The sequence below is a fragment of the Bradyrhizobium sp. LA2.1 genome (genome assembly GCF_040547725.1).
GTDB classification, from domain to species: Bacteria; Pseudomonadota; Alphaproteobacteria; order Rhizobiales; family Xanthobacteraceae; genus Bradyrhizobium; species Bradyrhizobium barranii.
Window position 1 is genome coordinate 601,023 of record NZ_JBEPQI010000001.1, and the last position, 16,744, is coordinate 617,766.

A 16,744-nucleotide genomic window follows, 5' to 3' on the forward strand; every position below is an offset into this window, starting at 1 on the left:
GTGCGGCTCGCAATCTCTCCTCCGCGTCATTGCGAGCGCAGCGAAGCAATCCAGAAACTGTCCACGGAGGGACTCTGGATTGCTTCGCTGCGCTCGCAATGACGGTGTGGATAGAGTTCGGCGTAGGTCGACCAAATCGACTCGTGGAGAGTCCGCGTCACCCAGACTGCGTCTTCGATGCAATCCGGCCTCTCCCCGGGTGCGGGGAGAGGCGAAGGGCAGCGGAGCTAGATCAGCTTCCGTTGCGCGAGGCTCTTCATCAGCGCGCCGATTCCAAACGTCCACGGCTCGCACTCGTCGCTGGTGCGCATGCGGTTGATGAGCTTGCCGAGCTGGGGCGCTGCGATCGTGACGATGTCGTCGCGCTTGTGGGTGAACCCCTGCCCCGGCGCATCGCGATCCTTGACCGGCGCGAACATCGTACCGAGAAACAGCACGAAGCCATCGGGGTATTGATGCACCTTGCCGATCGTCTGCTCGACGAGGTCCGTGGGATCGCGGCTGATCATGCTGATCGAGGAATGGCCATCGAGAACGAAACCGTCCGCGCCCTTCACGTTCAGGCTGATGTCGAGCTTGCGGGCGTCGTCGAGTGTGAAGGTGTCGTCGAACAGGCGCAGCAACGGACCGATCGCGCAGGAGGCGTTGTTGTCCTTGGCCTTCGACAACAGCAGCGCCGAACGCCCCTCGAAGTCGCGCAGATTGACGTCGTTGCCGAGTGCGCCGCCGACGATCTTGCCGCGGCTCGAGACGAACAGCACCAGCTCGGGCTCGGGATTGTTCCAGGTCGATTTCGGATGCAGCCCGGCATCCATGCCGGTGCCGACCGAGGACAAGGTCGGAGCCTTCGTGAAGACCTCGGCATCCGGACCGATGCCGACTTCGAGATATTGGCTCCAGGCGTTCTGATCGATCAGCACCTGCTTCAAATGCATCGCCTGGTCGGAGCCCGGCTTGAGCTTCGACAGATCGTCGCCGATCAGCCGCGTCACTTCTTTCCGGATCGCTTCGGCCGATGCCGGATTGCCCTTGGCCCGCTCTTCGATGACGCGCTCCAGCATCGAGATGGCAAAGGTGACGCCGGCGGCCTTCAGGGTCTGGAGATCGGGGGGCGCAAGCAGCCACGGCTTTTCCGGATCGCGCCCATCTGGCGCCGTGTTGGCCACGATCGCTTCGAGATCGCCGATGCGCTCGCCCTTGACCGCGGCGAGCGCCTTGGCCGGATTGTCTTCCTCGCAGAGCGCGCTGACGGTCGGAAACTTAGCGGTGACGTCGAAGACGCCGTCTCCACGGACGGCGACAACGGCCGGGCCGTTCGCCTGCGGCAGCCAGACGCGGCCGACCAGCGTCCCCTTCGTTCCATCTTCGGGGAGAAGATCTCTAACAGACAGTGTCGTCATGGCCGCGTCCTCGCTCTTTCTCGGATCGGCCACGCTGAAATAGCAGCCGATCCCATTGGCGAAGACCAATAAACGTCTGGCAGGGGAAGTCCAGACCGGCAGCGAAGAGCCGCTATGCCCCTGCCCGGGCCTTTATGCGCCTGCTCGCGCTTTGCGCGCCGCGATCTGCTGGAGCGCCCAGCGCGCGTTCTTGCGAACGTCAGGGTCGGCATCGTCGGCGATGACGGCCAGGAACGCCTCGCCGTCGGGATGGGCGATCTCACCAAGCGCCGCCGCCGCCTCCTTCCGCAAATTGGCCTGGTCGTGGTTGATGCAATTGCCGATCGGGCGTACCGCGCGCTCGATCTTCATCTTGCCGAGGCTGCGGATCGCCTTCAGCCGCACCTGCCAGAACTCGTCGGCGAGCGAGCCGACAAGCTGATCGGCCGCGAGCGAACCGTTGACGTTGAGGCCCAGCGTTTCCGCGGCCATCTCGCGCACCATCCAGTCCGAGTCCTTCAGCCCGCGTGTGATCGTCTCGGCCGCGGGCTTCAGCTGCGAGAACGCCAGCGCGCTTACCGCGGCGCGGCGCACATGGGCGTCGGGATCGTTGATCAGCGCGGTCAGCGCGGGGATGGATTCCTCCAGCTTGAGGAAGCCGATCACGCCGATCGCCTGCACACGAACGGCCGCATCTTGATCCAGGAGCGCTTCCAGCGCCGGCTTCAGCGTGTCCTTGCAGCGCAGCTCCTTCAGCGCGCGCAGCGCGCCCATGCGGACGAAGGCATGGGCGTGCTTGACCAGCGGCAGGATGATCTCGGCGCAGGCCGGATCCTTGAACTCGGCCATGCTGTCGGCCGCGGCCGCCGCCACGATTCTTTCGGGATCGACCAGCAGCTTGACCAGCCCACTCGCGGCCTCCGGCCCGTCGAACTCGCCCAGCGCCATCGCGACCTGCTGGCGCACGCCCGCGTCGGGATCGGCGACCATGTTGGCGAGATGCGCGACGGCTGCGGGATCGCCGGAGTGACCGAGCGCAATGATGGCGACGCGGCGCTCGGCGGGATCGGCGGCCTGAAGCCGCTCGTCGGCGTCTTCGAGGTCGTCATAGGATTCGAACGGGCTCGACATGATCACCTCAACAGATAGGGAATGTTGACGGTGACGGCGCCGGTCGGACAATCGGCCTCGCAGGGCATGCAGTACCAGCACTCGTCATAGGCCATGTAGGCCTTGCCGGTCATGTCGCTGATGCGGAGCACGTCGAGCGGGCAGACATCGACGCACACGGTGCAGCCCTTGTCGGCGATGCATTTGGCGTCGTCGACGACCACCGGAACGGATGTCTGATAGGACGCGAGAGGCATTTTATGTCTCCTGTTGCGATGTTGCGGTGGATCAGGCGGAGGCGCGGATGCGCTGCTTGTCGTAGAGGTCCTTCTCGTCGTCGGCGATCGGCACAACATAGGGCTCCACGGCGCGCTTCTCGCTGGTCATCTTGCCGTTCTGCTTGGAGAGCAGCGTGTGGCAGAACCAGTTCTCGTTGTCCTTCTCCGGGAAATCCGTGCGCCAGTGATAGAGGCCCCAGCGGCTCTCCTCGCGGTACAACGAGGCGTGCACCGCCATGTCGGCGCAATCCATGATCGACTGTACTTCGAGCGCACGAAGCAGCTCGTGCGCATTGCGCGCGATCATGTGTTCCTGCATGTCCTGCCGCGTCTCGGCGAGGCGGCGCATGCCGAGCTCGTATTTGCGCGTGACCTTCGGCGGCTGGAGATAGTCGTTGACGAGGCGGCGGGTCTTGTACTCGACCTGGTTCGGCGGAATGCCGTCCTCGCGTTTGGTCGGCGCAAGCACGCGGTCACGCTCCCTGGCGACATCGGCCGCATCGAACTCTGCAAAGTCGTGGTTGTCGGCGAACTCCATCGCGTCGATGCCGGCGACCGATCCGTTGGTGAAGGCGCCCAGCATGTAATTGTGCGGCACGCTCGCCATATCGCCGGCAGCATAGAGGCCGGGCACCGTCGTGCGCGCATTATCGTCGACGAACACACCGGAGGCGCTGTGGCCGGAGCAGAAGCCGATCTCGGAGATGTGCATCTCGATCGACTCGCTGCGGTAATCGACCCCGCGCCCCTGCTGGAACAGGCCGCGCGTCGGACGCTCGACCTTGTGCAGCGTGGATTCGATCTCCGAGATGGTGTCGGGATGGAGATGCTTGAGCTGGAGGAACACCGGGCCCTTGCCTGACAGCAACTCGTTGTAGAATTCCAGCATCATCTGGCCGGACCAGTAATCGCACTCGATGAAGCGTGATCCCTCGTTGTTGGCGGTGAAGGCGCCGAAGGGACCGGCGACATAGGCGCAGGCCGGGCCGTTATAATCCTTGATCAGCGGATTGATCTGGTAGCATTCGAGGTTCGCGAGCGCGGCGCCGGCGTGATAGGCCATGGCATAGCCGTCGCCGGAATTGGCGGCGTTCTCGTAGGTGCCGAACATGTAGCCGGAGGTCGGCAGACCGAGGCGGCCGGCGGCGCCCATGCAGAGGATCACGGCCTTGGCCTTGATCACCAGGATTTCGGCGGTGCGGGTGTTGACGCTTATCGCGCCGGCGATGCGGCCGTCGGCGGATTTCAGCAGCCGCGTCGCCATGTAGCGGTTGGAGATCAGGATGCGGGCGCGGCGGAGCTGACGATAGAGCGCTTTCTTGACCGTCTCGCCGTTCGGCATCGGCAGCACATAGGTGCCGATGTGGTGCACCTTCTTCACGGCGTAGTCGCCGTTCTCGTTCTTCAGGAAGCGGATGCCGAAGCTGTCGAGCTCCTCGATGATCTTGTAGCAGTTCTGCGCGTATTTATAGACCGCCTTCTGATCGACGATGCCGTCATTAGCGATGGTGATTTCCTTGGTGTACTGCTCCGGCGTGGCGTAGCCGGGGATGACGGCGTTGTTGAGCCCGTCCATGCCCATCGAGATCGCGCCGGAGCGCTTGACGTTGGCCTTTTCGAGCAGGACGACATTGGCCTTCGGGTTCTTCAGTTTTGCTTTCAGCGCTGCCATCGGGCCGGCCGTGCCGCCGCCGATGACGAGCACGTCGCAGGAAACCTCCGAAAGTCCGTCGACGATCTCATCTAATGCCATCACTTGCTCCTGGTTCGCCGGTCCGGCGCCTTTGCATCAGATTTGTTCAGAGGGCGTTCCGGCGATAGCAATTAGTTGTCGCCGGGACGCGATTTGCGCCTCAGCGCTCGACGAAGGCCTTTTCAATGACGAAATGGCCGGGCTGGCTGTGGTTGCCCTCGACAAAGCCGCGCGCGGCAAACATCGCGGGCAATTCCTCGAGCATCGCCGGGCTGCCGCACAGCATGATGCGGTCGGTCTCGATATCGAGACCGGATTGGCCGATGTCGTCGAACAGCTGATTGGAGGCGATCAGGTCGGTGATGCGGCCGCGGTTTTTGAACGGCTCGCGGGTGACGGTCGGGTAGTAGACGAGCTTGTCGCGGATCAGGGGGCCGAAGAACTCGTGATTGCGCAGGCCGTCGACGAGGCGCTCGCCATAGGCGAGTTCCGAAATCTGGCGGCAGCCATGGGCGAGCACGATGGTCTCGTAATTCTCATAGACGTCGGGGTCCTTGATCAGGCTGGCGAAGGGCGCGAGGCCGGTGCCGGTCGAAAGCAGCAGCAGGCGTTTGCCCGGAATGAGGTTGCCGGTGATCAGCGTGCCCGTCGCCTTGCGGCCGACCAGGATGATGTCGCCCTCCCGGATCTTCTGGAGACGCGAGGTTAGCGGACCGTCCTGCACCTTGATCGAGAAGAACTCGAGCGCCTCCTCGTGATTGGCGCTCGCCATGCTGTAGGCCCGCATCAACGGCTTGCCCTCGACTTCGAGCCCGATCATCGCAAACTGGCCGTTCTGGAAGCGAAAGCCGGGATCGCGCGTCGCGGTGAAGCTGAACAGGGAATCGGTCCAGTGCCGGACCGACAAAACCGTTTCCTTCTGAAATGCGCTCATGCTCGCTCCTCAGCCATCGTTGGCGCACAAGGTTTCGGAGAGAGCAGAGCCCGGCAATTCGGAAGTGAAATTCCCGGTCGATTAGTTTCACATTTGGTGGCGATGACCGAAGAGGAGGCAGACGGCCACGCGTCCGCGCCGGCAATTAGTTGCTATTCGTGCGCGCCCGCGCCGACATAGAAAGAAGCTGGAGGTTTGTCATGACCATGACCTTGGTGGCGCCGACTGTGGCCGACTACGAAGCCAGCGCCGATCTCGCGACGCTCGTCGTGCGCACCACGCAGGACGACGTGGTAAGGATTGCTGCCGAGCAGCTCCGCCTCTCCTGCAAATGCGCCCACTGCACCCGCGCCCGCTTCGACGATCGCTTCCCCGAACGCTTTCCCGGCATCGCCATCACCGAGATCGGCGATCTCGGCTACGGGCTGAACATCTCGTTTTCGGATGGGCATAACAGGGGGATTTATCCGAAGCCGTATTTGTTGAGCTTGGCGGGGCGGTAGGGCCTCGACCGTTCCCCTTGCTCCGCTGTCATTCCCCGCGAAAGCGGGGAATCCAGTACGCCGCGGCCCCTCCGTATCCCATTGACGTCTCTGGAATACTGGATCGCCCGATTAAGTCGGGCGATGACGGCGGAGTGATTGGCACGGACATTGCTCCTCTTTAGAACGATTTGAACGTTCCGGAGGCAGACGATGTTGCAGGCGGCCAATGTGGTTCGCGGGACGGTTCCCGCAACGGTCCGGCCTGCCGGCGGCTCCTCGCTGCTGCTGACCGAGAACCAGCAATGGATCGGCGGACCGCCACCGCTGATGGACAAGCTCACGCCGCGCGAGCGGGAGCTGGTGCTGAAGCAGGGCCGGCGAAAGGTGCTCAACCGCGGCCAGACGCTGTTCAGCCAGGGCGGCAAGCATGACGGCATCTGGCTGATCGAGAGCGGCCGCATCCGCGTGTTCTACACTTCGCCGCTCGGACGCGAGATCACGCTGGCCTACTGGCATGTCGGTAATTTCGTCGGCGGGCCCGAAGTGTTCGAGGGCACCGTGCATCAATGGTCCGGCGTCGCATCCAGCAATTGCAGCGTCGTGCACCTGCCCGGAAAGGAGCTGCGGTCCCTTGCCGTGGAGATCCCGAACCTCGCCATCGGCCTCATTGAAGGCCTCACCTTCAAGGGCAAATGCTATTCGGCACTGGCGCAGATGCTGGGAACGCGCTCGATCACCCAGCGCCTCGCGCATCTTCTGCTGCATCTGGTCGAGCTCTACGGTGTCGAGGATGCCGACGGCCGGGTGATCGCGGCGGCCTTCACCCATGCCGACATCGCCCACATGGTCGGTGCTACCAGGCAATGGGTCACGATCAGCCTGAAACGGATGCAGGAGAAGGGAATCGTCGTCACCAAGCGCTCGCAGATCGTGGTGTGCCGGGCCGACGCTCTCGAGGAGATGCGCGGCCAGAGCGGCGACTAGGGTCGATGCACAGGCAAGCGGCTTTATAGTGCAGGACTGCTCAAGGAGTATGCAATCAGCTTTTCCCGGCAACTAATCGACTGCGACGGTCACTCCGGATTTGCCCTGCCCGCGGCCTCACCCAATCATGGCAACCACAGCACATCCAACCGAATGAGGATGAGAATGGTCCGCCATCTTCCCACGCTCTCGATCGCGATGTCGGTGACCTCGCTGGCGCTTCTGATCGCGCAGCCGGCCCTGGCGGAAACCGTCACCCTCGGCATCGGAACGCAGGACACCACGACCAACACGGTGACCGCCGGCGTCGTCATCCGGCAGCTGCATCTCCTCGAGAAATATCTGCCGAAGGACGGCAAATACGCCAACATCAAGTTCGAGCTGGAGTGGCAGAATTTCACCTCCGGCCCACCCGTCACCAACGCGATGATGGCGAACAAACTCCAGATCGGCATGATGGGCGACTATCCGCTGATCGTGAACGGCTTCACCTTCGAGAGCAATCCGGAGAGCAAGAGCCGCCTGATCGGCGTGGCCGCCTACAGCCTGTCCGGCTCCGGCAACGGGCTCGTGGTCCACAAGGACTCGCCCTATTACGATCTCGCCGATCTCAAGGGCAAGCTCGTCAGCGTGCCGTTCGGCTCGGCCGCGCACGGCATGGTGCTGAAGGCGATGCAGGACCGCGGTTACGCCTCCGACTTCTTCCAGCTCGTCAGCCAGAGCCCGGAGGTCGGCTCGACCAATCTGCAGGAGAAGAAGATCGACGCGCACGCCGATTTCGTCCCCTTCGCCGAGCTGTTGCCGTTCCGCGGCTTTGCGCGAAAAATCTTTGACGGCGTCGAGACCAACCTGCCGACCTTCCACGGCATCGTGGCCCGCACCGATTTCGCCGAGAAATACCCTGAGGTCGTCGTTGCCTACTTCAAGGCGCTGATCGCCGCCGACCAGTGGCTGCGCGACGATCCCAAGCTCGCCGCAGAAAAGATCCAGGAGTGGACCGGCATCAACAAGGAAGTCGTCTACATCTTCCTCGGTCCCAGCGGCAACATGACCACCGATCCCACAGTGAAGCCGGCGCTGATCGACGCGGCCGCGACCGACGTCAAGGTGCTGCAGAATCTCGGCCGCATGAAGGAGTTCGATCCGAAGAAGTGGGTGGATGATTCCTACATCCGCAAGGCCTATGCCGAGATGAAACTCGACTATGACACCCAGCTTGCGAGCACCAGGAATTACGAGATCACGGGCGAAGACTCGTTCTGCAAGAAGCCGATCACCGACCCGCGCAAGGCCGGCGAGGTCTGGGTCGACGATGCCGGTATCCTGCCGTTTGCTTCCGCAGCATGCACGTTAGGGGCCTATGCCGACCTCAAGGCCAAGGGCAAGAAGATCAACGTCGCCTACGTCTTCGACACCACCCGTGGAATCAAGCTGTTCGCCGACCAGGCCTTCTTCGCGGTCGGCAACGGCGAGGTCGCGCCCTTCCTGCTGAAGAAGGACGCCGAAGCCTACGCCGCCAAGATCAGCGGCAAGGTGCTCGGCTTCGACGACGCGGTGAAGGCGGCGGTCGGCGGAGGCAAGACGTGAGCAGTCCCGCCCTCGCCAGACATCCCGAGGACAGCATGCCGGCAGCAACCGCAATCGCCGAGGCGGGCCCCGTGCCCGCCCCCTTCCCGCCCGCGACACCGCCTTCCTTCGGCACGCTTGCGCTGCGCTGGTACCGGCTCAATCGAGCGGGGCTACGCGCGACGGCGATCGGCATCATATCGCTGCTCGCCTTCCTGCTGGTCTGGCACCTGCTCACGACCTATCGCGTCGTGTTCTTCGTGCGTTTCACCAACGTGCCCTCGCCGCTCGCGGTCTATGCCAGCTTCACCAAGGCGATCCACGATCCCAAATTCCTGCTGCACATCCTCTTGAGCTGCCGGCGCATCTTGTTCGGCTTCTCGCTCGCGGCGGTGGTCGGCGTGCCGCTCGGCCTGATCATGGGCCGCTTCAAGCTGGTGCACGAGATCATCTTCCCGGTCGCCGAGGTGCTGCGGCCGATCCCGGCAATCGCCTGGGTGCCGATGGCGATCATGCTTTGGCCGACCAACGAGCAGAGCATCGTCTTCATCACCTTCCTCGGTGCGTTCTTCCCGATCCTGGTCAACACGCTGCATGGCATGTCGCTGGTCGATCCCGTGCTGGTGCGCGCCGCGCAATGTCTCGGCGCGCGGGAACGGTCGATTTTCCGCGAGGTTTATTTTCCAGCTTCGATGCCGCACATCTTCACCGGCCTCACCGTCGGCATGGGCGTGGCCTGGGTGTCGCTGATCGCCGCCGAGATGATTTCGGGCCAGTACGGCATCGGCTACTTCACCTGGGAGGCCTATTCCCTTGTCCAATATGCCGACATCGCGCTCGGCATGATCGCGATCGGCGTGCTTGGCCTTGGATCGAGCCTGCTTATCAGGGGTGCCGGGCAGTTGGTGATGCCGTGGAGGCTGAAATGAACGAAATTCTGACCAAAGCACCGCAGGGCCATATCGAGGTCAGGAATTTCTCCCTCAGCTATGAAAGCATCGAGGGGCCGGTTCAGGCCGTCACCGACACGCAAATTCATGTGAAGCCCGGCGAGTTCGTCTCGATCGTCGGGCCCTCCGGCTGCGGAAAGTCGACGCTGCTCAACGCAGTCGCGGGTTTCCTCAAGCCGTCCACCGGTGTAGTCACGGTTGACGGCGAGCGTGTGAATGGCCCCAGCGCCGAGCGCGGCATGGTGTTTCAGCAATATTCGCTGTTTCCGTGGAAGACGGTGCGGGAGAACGTCGAGTTCGGCCTGAAGATGCGCGGCATGCCGCGCTCCCAGCGCGAGCGCGCGGCGCGCACGCTGCTCGGGCTCGCGGGGCTCGAGGCCTTCGAAAAGCATTATCCGGAAAAACTCTCCGGCGGCATGAAGCAGCGCGTCGGCATCGTCCGCGCGCTCGCGACGGGACCGAAGGTGCTGCTGCTCGACGAGCCGTTTGGCGCGCTCGACGCGCAGACCCGCGTCATCATGCAGCAGATCCTCACCAACATGTGGCAACGGCTGAAGATCTCGGTGCTGTTCGTCACCCACGACATCGACGAGGCGATCTTCCTCTCCGACCGCGTCTATTGCATGACCGCCCGCCCCGGCTCGATCAAGGCGGAGATCCCGATCCCGCTGGAGCGGCCGCGGCAGCAATCGATGATGATGTCGTCGGAGTTTTTGGCGCTCCGTCGCGGGCTGATGTCACTAATCCGCGAGGAGAGCCTGAAGGCGATGGGCGGCGAGATCAGCGACATGGGCATGCAAGGGCTCAACATCGAGCTGCATGGGCATTCGCTGGCGGATGTGATTTGATTCACCTCGCCCCGCTTGTGGGGACGACGATCTCGTAGGGTGGGCAAAGCGAAGCGTGCCCGCCATCTTGGTCGCACGCTGAGCCGAACGGTGGGCACGTCGCTTCGCGCCTTTGCCCACCCTACGGCACCTTGCTCCCCTCACTTGAACCAGTGCACCAGCGCGATGCTGATGCCGAGCAGCAGCATCAGCGACAGTGTCACGGCAGCCGTCACCCGGCCCCCGACATTCGCCAGCACCTTCACGTCGACGCCGAGGCCGAGCGCGGCCATCGAGACCACCGTCAGGAAGCTCGTGATCTTCGTCACCGGCCCGACCACCGTGCCCGGCACGATCTCCAGCGAGCGCAGGGTCGCCAGCGCAAGGAAGCCGAGGATGAACCAGGGGACCAGGCGGAAGAAGCCGACATTGGATTTCTTGGCGCCGGTCTGCCAGCGCGAGGCGACCAGGGAGAGACCGACGACGACGGGCCCGAGCATCAACACGCGCATCAGCTTCACGAGCGTGCCGATCTGCGTCGAGACGAGCCCGGCCGGGACCGTTGCCGCAAGCACCTGCGGCACCGCATAGACGGTCAGGCCTGCGAGGATGCCATATTGCGTGGCCGACAATTGCAGCAGCGGAATCAGCAGCGGCAGGCCCAGCACCATCATCACGCCAAGGATCGCCGTAAAGGAAATCGAGGACGCGATCTCGTCGTTGTTGGCACCGATGATCGGCGCCACGGCGGCGATCGCGGAATTGCCGCAGATGGAATTGCCGCAGGCGATCAGGATCGAGAGCCGCGTCGACAGGCCCAGCATGCGACTGAGGCCGAAGGAGACGCAGAGCGCGATCACGACGACCGCGGCGATCGATGCCAGCAGCGCCACGCCGGAAGCCGCGATGGCGGCGAAACTGATCGAGGCCCCCAGCAGCATGACCGCAACTTCGAGCAGCTGTTTGGCGCTGAAGGCGATGCCGGCCTGCCAGCGCGGCGCCGGTTTCCAGAAGCTGCGCAGCGCCATCCCAAGCAGGATCGCCATCACCAGCGCTTCGACATAGGGGTGCTCGAAGACACCCAGCTCGGCCCGTTCGAGCAAGGCCGAGATACCGGCCACGGCGATGCACAGGAGGATTCCCGGAATCAGCGCCGCGATACGGCTCACGACAGTGGTTGGCTTGGCGTCGGCCGGGTTGGATGCTTGATTCTGCGACACAAATCTCTCCCAGAGGAGAAATATTTATACGCAGTGCCGTCCGATTGGGGAATAAGTTTTCGGCATATCAGGGCCGAGGGAAGTTCTATGCTCAGCCCGGAATAATCGGCTCAGAAGATCAGGCTTTTGGCGAGCGAGGCGACGCGGCTGAAGCTGTCATAGACGCCCGGCTCGAAGAAGGCCGCACGCGCGAGCACGATCCCCGCGACCAGCGACCAAAACACCGTGGTGCCGGCCCGGAGCAGGAGCTTTGACGCGCGCGATCTCGGCTGGGTGTCCGTTGCGGACACCAGCTGCTCGCCGAAGGGCTCAAATCCGGTGCGTTCCATGACCGTCAATCCATCAAATTCTGAATGGAATGTCGTCGTTTCGGCCCCAAACGGCAATGGAAGCGATTGGCGTTTTTGGCCCTCGACGGGGAAACTCCTTCCATCCGACGAACCCGAGACAACAGTTTTCTTCTTTGGGCCGGTTTGGCGGTCCGGAACCCGGTTAAAGCGCCAGATAGCGGCGACGGATCGCGTCGTTGGCCTTCAGCTCGTCGATCCCGGCGGCATAGACGATCTGGCCCTTGTCGATGACCGTGGCGTGGCTCGCCAGCCCCAGGCAGAAATGCATGTTCTGCTCGGCGATCAGCACGGTCGATCCGAGCTGGCGGAGCTGCCGCAACAGCTCGCCGATCCGCTGCACGATGATCGGCGCGAGGCCCTCGCTCGGCTCATCGAGCAGCAACAGCGCCGGGTTGCCCATCAGCGTGCGCGCGATGGCGAGCATCTGTTGCTCCCCGCCCGAGAGACGTCCGGCGATGCGATGGCGCAGCGGCTCCAGCAGCGGGAAGACGTCGTAGATCCGCTTGATCGGCCACTCGTCCTGGCCTTCCGGCCCCTTCTTGCGACCGATGACGAGATTGTCCTCGACCGTGTGCTCCGGAAAGATCTGGCGATCCTCCGGCACGAAGCCGAGACCGGCGCGCGCGATATGGTGCGGCCTCTGGCCCGAGATCACCGCGCCGCGCAGGCTGATCCTGCCCCGCCGCGGCGGCGCCAGCCCCATGATCGCCTTCATGGTCGTCGATTTGCCCGCGCCATTGCGGCCGAGCAGCGCCATGGTCTCGCCCTGCCGCACCGAGAGGCCGACGCCGAACAGGATCTGGCTGGTGCCGTAGTAGACGTCGAGATCGGCGACCTCGATAATGGTCGCGCTCATGCGGCGGCCCCCGCATGTTCGGTGCCGAGATAGGCCTCGATCACGGCGCTGTTGCTTCGGATTTCGTCAGGCGTTCCGGTTGCCAGGATGCGGCCGTAGCAGAGCACGACGATCTTTGGGGCGATCTTGAACACGATGTCCATGTCGTGCTCGATGAAGACGACGGTGATTTTCTGCGTCTCCCAGAGCTCGCGCACCTTGTCGATCATGCGCCAGCGCTCTTCCGGGCCCATGCCGGCAGTCGGCTCGTCCAGCAGCAGAACCTTTGGTTCGAGCACCAGAGCGAGCGCAATGTCGAGTAGCTTCTGGTCGCCATGCGACAGTGTCGCGGCCGTGCGATTGCGTTTTCCCGCGAGGCCCAGCAACTCCATCACGTGCTCGGCGCGGTCGCGCGTCTCGGGCAAGGGAAAGCGCTTGTGCAGCACCGCGGAGGAGCGCTGGTCGGCGCTGACAGCGGCAAGCATGGTCTCCCGCACCGTCAGCGATTTGAAGATGCTCGCAACCTGGAAGGCGCGGCCGATGCCGTGGCGCACGATCTCCGGCGGCGAACGGCCGGCGAGATCGACGCCGTCGAGCAGCACCTGGCCGGAATCCGGCCTCAAGGCGCCCGTAATCAGGTTGAAGAACGTGCTCTTGCCCGCGCCGTTCGGTCCGATCACCGCCGTGAGCGAACCGTCGGGAAAGTCGAGCGTGACGTCGTTGGTCGCCTTCACGCCACCGAAGGATTTTGCGAGGTTGCGGATCTCGAGCATCGCTAGCGCCCCTCGCCTGCGTCACGCCGGTGCGCGAACCAGTCGGCAACGAAATCCAGCAGGCCTTTGCGCAGGCCCAGCGCGAAGAACAGGATGACCACGCCGAGCACGATGCCGTGGTATTCGGTGAAGCGCGTGACGGTGTCGTTGAGCAGAAGCAGCAGCACGGTGCCGACCATCGGCCCCAGGAAGGTCGAGACGCCGCCGAGCATGTTGATGAAGATGCCCTCGCCCGAGATCGTCCAATAGGCGAATTCCGGATAGGCGCCAGAGACGAACAGCGCCATCACCATGCCGCCCATCGCGGCAAACAGCGCCGCCAGCACGAAGACAGTCAGCTTGGCCCGCCAGACGTCGATGCCGAGGAAGCTTGCGCGCGCGGCATTGTCGCGGATCATGCGCAACGTGTAACCGAACGGCGATTGCGCGATCTGGCGCATCGCGAGCAGGCCGAGGATGAGAAGCGCGCAGCTCGCGACATAGAGATGGATGTGGTTCGCAAGATTGATGCCGAGGAATGTGGGGCGCGGAATGCCGCCACGCAGGCCCTGGTCGCCGCCGGTGAAGGAGGCCCAGGACAGGATGGTCGAGTGGATCAGCATCTGAAACGCGAGCGTGACGAAGGCGAAATAGATATCCTTCAGCCGCACGCAGATCGCGCCGATGACGGCGGCGATTGCCGCCGTGATCGCCAGCGTCGCGACGAAGGCCACGGGAATCGGCACGCCCAGCTTCTGCATGATCAGGCCAAAACTGTAGGCGCCAAGGCCGAAGAACATGCCGTGGCCGAACGAAGTCAGGCCGGTGTAGCCGACCAGCAGGTTCAGCGAGGTCGCGAACAGGCCGTAAGCCGAGCAGCGGATGACGAAATCGAGCAGCGCCTTGCTGCCGGTGAACAGCGGCAGGCTCGCCAGCACGGCAAAGGCGACGAGCGCAATCAGGACGTCGCGATAGCGTTGCAGCGCCGCACCGCTGCGCACCGGCGCCAGCGTCTCGGCGCGGCCGGCCTCGAGCTCGGTCATGCCGCCTCCTTGCCGAACAGGCCGGTGGGCTTGGAGACCAGCACGATCACCATGAACAGGTACATCAGGCCTTCCGTGAACAGGGGAAAGCCGAGCGAGCCGAAGGACCTGATAAGGCCGAGCAGCAGCGCGCCGATCAGAGCGCCCAGGATCGAGCCCATGCCGCCGATCACGGTGACGATGAAGGATTCGATCAGCACCGAAAATCCCATGCCGGGGGTCAGCGAACGCACGGGCGCCGCGAGCGCGCCGGCAAGGCCAGCCAGCATGCCGCCGAGCGCGAACACGCCGCCATAGATCAGGCCGGTGTTGATGCCGAGCGCTGAGACCATACCAGGATTATGTGCCGCCGCCCGGATCACCTTGCCGATACGGCTGCGCGACAATCCGATGCCGAGCACGATCGCCACAACGAGCGCGACGCCGATCAGCAGCAGGTAGTAAGGCGGCACCACGCCGCCGGCGATGAACAGCGGCATCACCTGGAACGCCGCGGGCATGCCCATCGACTTGAATTCCGGCCCCCAGATGATGCGCACGACATCGTCGAAGATCAGCACGAAGGCGTAGCAGACGAGCAGCTGCATCAGCACGTCGGCGCCATAGACGCGGCTCATGAAGACGCGCTCGAAGATCAGGCCGAGAACCGCGGTCCCGGCCGCGCCCGCGAACATCGCCAGCGCGAAGCTCCCGGTGAGCTGATAGGCCGTCATCGCGAAATAGGCGCCGAACATGTAGAAGGCGCCGTGGCTGAAATTGACGACCTTGAGCACGCCGAAGATCAGCGTCAGCCCGACTGCGACCAGGAACAGCAGCATGCCGATGATGAGGCCGCTGGTGGTTTGCGTCACCAGGCAGGCGGAACTGGAGAGGCAGCCGGCGAGCGCGTCGAGATCCACGGGAGCACTTTCATTGCGACGCGCCGGACTTGGCGCGGAGAGCCAAATAGAAACGGCGGAGACGGTCGCCCGTCCCCGCCGCGCGTCACATCAGGTGTAGCCCTTGCTCTTCTTCCACTCGGCCTCGAGCTCGAAGATGGTCTTCCAGTCGCCGGCCTTGACCTCGGGCACGTAGGGCTCCTGCGGGATCGTGGTGCCCCAGCCGATGGCGTAGCCGACCAGCGTGTGGTCGTCGCCGCGCATCGTCACGGTACCGTCGGCGCCGAACGGGCACTTGATGGTGAGGCCCTTCAGCACCTCCGCGATCTTCTTGCCGTCGGTGGAGTTCGCCTTCCTCGCGGCCTCAGCGAGGAACATCACGGCGGTCGCGTTCTGCCACGACCAGTTGGTCGGATATTCGTTGTACTTGGCCTTGTAGGCATCGCCCCAGGCCGCGTTCTCCGGCGTGGTCGGGAAGGTCTTGATGTAGCGGTTGCCGGAGTGGATGCCCTTGGGCAGGTTCTTCACCACGGTAAGCGCGGTGTAGTCCGCCATGTTGACCGCGAACACCTCCATCTGGCCGAACATCGCGTAGATGTTGGCCTGGTCGATGTAGGAGGTGAGATCGCCGCCCCACAGGCAGGAGTACAGCGCCTGCGGCTTGGCCTGCAGTATCTTCGTCACCACCTCGGTGTAGTCGGGCTGGAACAGCTTTGGCCAGGACTCGCTGATCACCTCGACGTCGGGCGCGAAGCGCTTCAGATACAGCGTGAACTCGCCGGTGGTGTCGCGGCCATAGGCATAGTCCGGCGAGCAGGTTGCCCATTTCTTCAGGCCCTTGGCCTTCGCGATCGAGGCGGCATAGCTGCCGCCGACGATGGAATCGTGGATGCCCTGGCGGACGCAACGGAACGCGTTCGGGATGTGCTGCTTTGGATCGGCGGTGAGCGAGGACGCCTCCGAACAGGTGTGGACGCAGAGCACGCCGAGATCGCGCGCGACTTCGTGAACCGCAAACGATCCGGACGACGCCTCGCCGTCGATCAGCCACTCGCAACCATCGGTGTTGACGAGCTCGCGCGCGACGCGGGCGGCTTCCTGCGGCTGGCCCTTGGAGTCACGGATCACCATCTCGATCTGGCGGCCGGCAAGTCCGCCGGCGGCGTTGACCTTGTCGACCTCGAGCATCACCGCATTGCGCGACGACGTGCCGAGCTGCGCGACGCGGCCCGACAGAATCGTCGGCATGCCGATCTTGATGGTCTTGGCTTGCGCGCGCGCCACCCACGGTGCGGCAACACTCATCGCACCGGCGCCCATCAGCGCCAGTGTTGAACGGCGGCTGATGCCCGGCATGCGGGTTCTCGTCATCTTCCCCTCCCTCTTTCGGGTCGGCGTTTCCTGGTCCCTTGCCGGAGATCGTCTCGTCTCCGTGTTCCCAACAATTTCAGAGGCAGGGG

Annotated in this window: 17 protein-coding genes; 5 read left to right on the forward strand and 12 right to left on the reverse strand. The window is 63.9% G+C overall.

Features of this window, described 5'->3' with window-relative positions; all coding sequences use genetic code 11:
• Positions 1-227 precede the first annotated feature (227 nt).
• The 5 genes from ABIB95_RS02520 to ABIB95_RS02540 all read right to left on the reverse strand — a co-directional run bounded on the left by ABIB95_RS02520 (position 228) and on the right by ABIB95_RS02540 (position 5,394).
• Positions 228-1,400, reverse strand: coding sequence for a fumarylacetoacetate hydrolase family protein (locus ABIB95_RS02520; RefSeq protein WP_354237796.1), 1,173 nt, complete (start codon positions 1,398-1,400; stop codon positions 228-230).
• Positions 1,401-1,532: 132 nt separating this feature from the next.
• Positions 1,533-2,510 (reverse strand): HEAT repeat domain-containing protein, encoded by a 978-nt coding sequence (locus ABIB95_RS02525; RefSeq protein ID WP_354117028.1) that lies wholly within the window; start codon positions 2,508-2,510, stop codon positions 1,533-1,535.
• A 2-nt stretch (positions 2,511-2,512) separates the two neighbouring features.
• A complete protein-coding gene (locus tag ABIB95_RS02530) occupies positions 2,513-2,746 on the reverse strand; it encodes a 4Fe-4S dicluster domain-containing protein (RefSeq protein ID WP_008141081.1) in 234 nt (77 codons plus the stop codon).
• 31 nt (positions 2,747-2,777) lie between these two features.
• The gene (locus tag ABIB95_RS02535; protein WP_354237797.1) at positions 2,778-4,520 is read right to left on the reverse strand and encodes a fumarate reductase/succinate dehydrogenase flavoprotein subunit; all 1,743 of its coding nucleotides are present in this window, start codon (positions 4,518-4,520) and stop codon (positions 2,778-2,780) included.
• 100 nt (positions 4,521-4,620) lie between these two features.
• On the reverse strand, positions 4,621-5,394 hold the full coding sequence (locus tag ABIB95_RS02540; protein ID WP_354237798.1) for a ferredoxin--NADP reductase: 774 nt from the start codon (positions 5,392-5,394) through the stop codon (positions 4,621-4,623).
• A gap of 206 nt (positions 5,395-5,600) precedes the next feature.
• On the opposite strand from ABIB95_RS02540, the gene ABIB95_RS02545 reads away from it, so the two are divergent.
• The 5 genes from ABIB95_RS02545 (at position 5,601) to ABIB95_RS02565 (ending at position 10,227) form a co-directional block, all read left to right on the forward strand.
• A complete protein-coding gene (locus ABIB95_RS02545) occupies positions 5,601-5,897 on the forward strand; it encodes a gamma-butyrobetaine hydroxylase-like domain-containing protein (RefSeq protein ID WP_354237852.1) in 297 nt (98 codons plus the stop codon).
• A 192-nt stretch (positions 5,898-6,089) separates the two neighbouring features.
• On the forward strand, positions 6,090-6,863 hold the full coding sequence (locus ABIB95_RS02550; protein ID WP_354237799.1) for a Crp/Fnr family transcriptional regulator: 774 nt from the start codon (positions 6,090-6,092) through the stop codon (positions 6,861-6,863).
• Between the two features lie 165 nt (positions 6,864-7,028).
• Positions 7,029-8,450, forward strand: coding sequence for an ABC transporter substrate-binding protein (locus tag ABIB95_RS02555; protein ID WP_354237800.1), 1,422 nt, complete (start codon positions 7,029-7,031; stop codon positions 8,448-8,450).
• The gene (locus ABIB95_RS02560; protein ID WP_187387763.1) at positions 8,447-9,358 is read left to right on the forward strand and encodes an ABC transporter permease; all 912 of its coding nucleotides are present in this window, start codon (positions 8,447-8,449) and stop codon (positions 9,356-9,358) included. The genes ABIB95_RS02555 and ABIB95_RS02560 overlap by 4 nt, the downstream gene beginning before the upstream one ends.
• Positions 9,355-10,227, forward strand: a complete 873-nt coding sequence (locus ABIB95_RS02565; RefSeq protein WP_354237801.1) for an ABC transporter ATP-binding protein — start codon at positions 9,355-9,357, stop codon at positions 10,225-10,227. The genes ABIB95_RS02560 and ABIB95_RS02565 overlap by 4 nt, the downstream gene beginning before the upstream one ends.
• A gap of 140 nt (positions 10,228-10,367) precedes the next feature.
• Here ABIB95_RS02565 and ABIB95_RS02570 read toward each other — a convergent pair whose 3' ends face one another.
• From ABIB95_RS02570 to ABIB95_RS02600, 7 genes are all read right to left on the reverse strand, one after another.
• Positions 10,368-11,426: a YeiH family protein gene (locus ABIB95_RS02570; RefSeq protein WP_038941923.1), complete on the reverse strand. Its 1,059-nt coding sequence runs from the start codon at positions 11,424-11,426 to the stop codon at positions 10,368-10,370.
• 110 nt (positions 11,427-11,536) lie between these two features.
• Positions 11,537-11,755, reverse strand: coding sequence for a hypothetical protein (locus ABIB95_RS02575; protein WP_063984492.1), 219 nt, complete (start codon positions 11,753-11,755; stop codon positions 11,537-11,539).
• A 163-nt stretch (positions 11,756-11,918) separates the two neighbouring features.
• Positions 11,919-12,632, reverse strand: coding sequence for an ABC transporter ATP-binding protein (locus ABIB95_RS02580; protein WP_085400670.1), 714 nt, complete (start codon positions 12,630-12,632; stop codon positions 11,919-11,921).
• Positions 12,629-13,384 carry an ABC transporter ATP-binding protein gene (locus ABIB95_RS02585; RefSeq protein WP_354237802.1) on the reverse strand — a complete coding sequence of 252 codons (756 nt, stop codon included), beginning with the start codon at positions 13,382-13,384 and terminating at the stop codon, positions 12,629-12,631. Before ABIB95_RS02585 ends, ABIB95_RS02580 begins: the two co-directional genes overlap by 4 nt.
• 2 nt (positions 13,385-13,386) lie before the next feature.
• On the reverse strand, positions 13,387-14,406 hold the full coding sequence (locus ABIB95_RS02590) for a branched-chain amino acid ABC transporter permease (protein WP_208085838.1): 1,020 nt from the start codon (positions 14,404-14,406) through the stop codon (positions 13,387-13,389).
• The gene (locus ABIB95_RS02595; protein ID WP_166351542.1) at positions 14,403-15,305 is read right to left on the reverse strand and encodes a branched-chain amino acid ABC transporter permease; all 903 of its coding nucleotides are present in this window, start codon (positions 15,303-15,305) and stop codon (positions 14,403-14,405) included. The genes ABIB95_RS02590 and ABIB95_RS02595 overlap by 4 nt, the downstream gene beginning before the upstream one ends.
• A gap of 90 nt (positions 15,306-15,395) precedes the next feature.
• Positions 15,396-16,655, reverse strand: a complete 1,260-nt coding sequence (locus tag ABIB95_RS02600) for an ABC transporter substrate-binding protein (protein ID WP_354237803.1) — start codon at positions 16,653-16,655, stop codon at positions 15,396-15,398.
• Between the last annotated feature and the right edge of the window lie 89 nt (positions 16,656-16,744).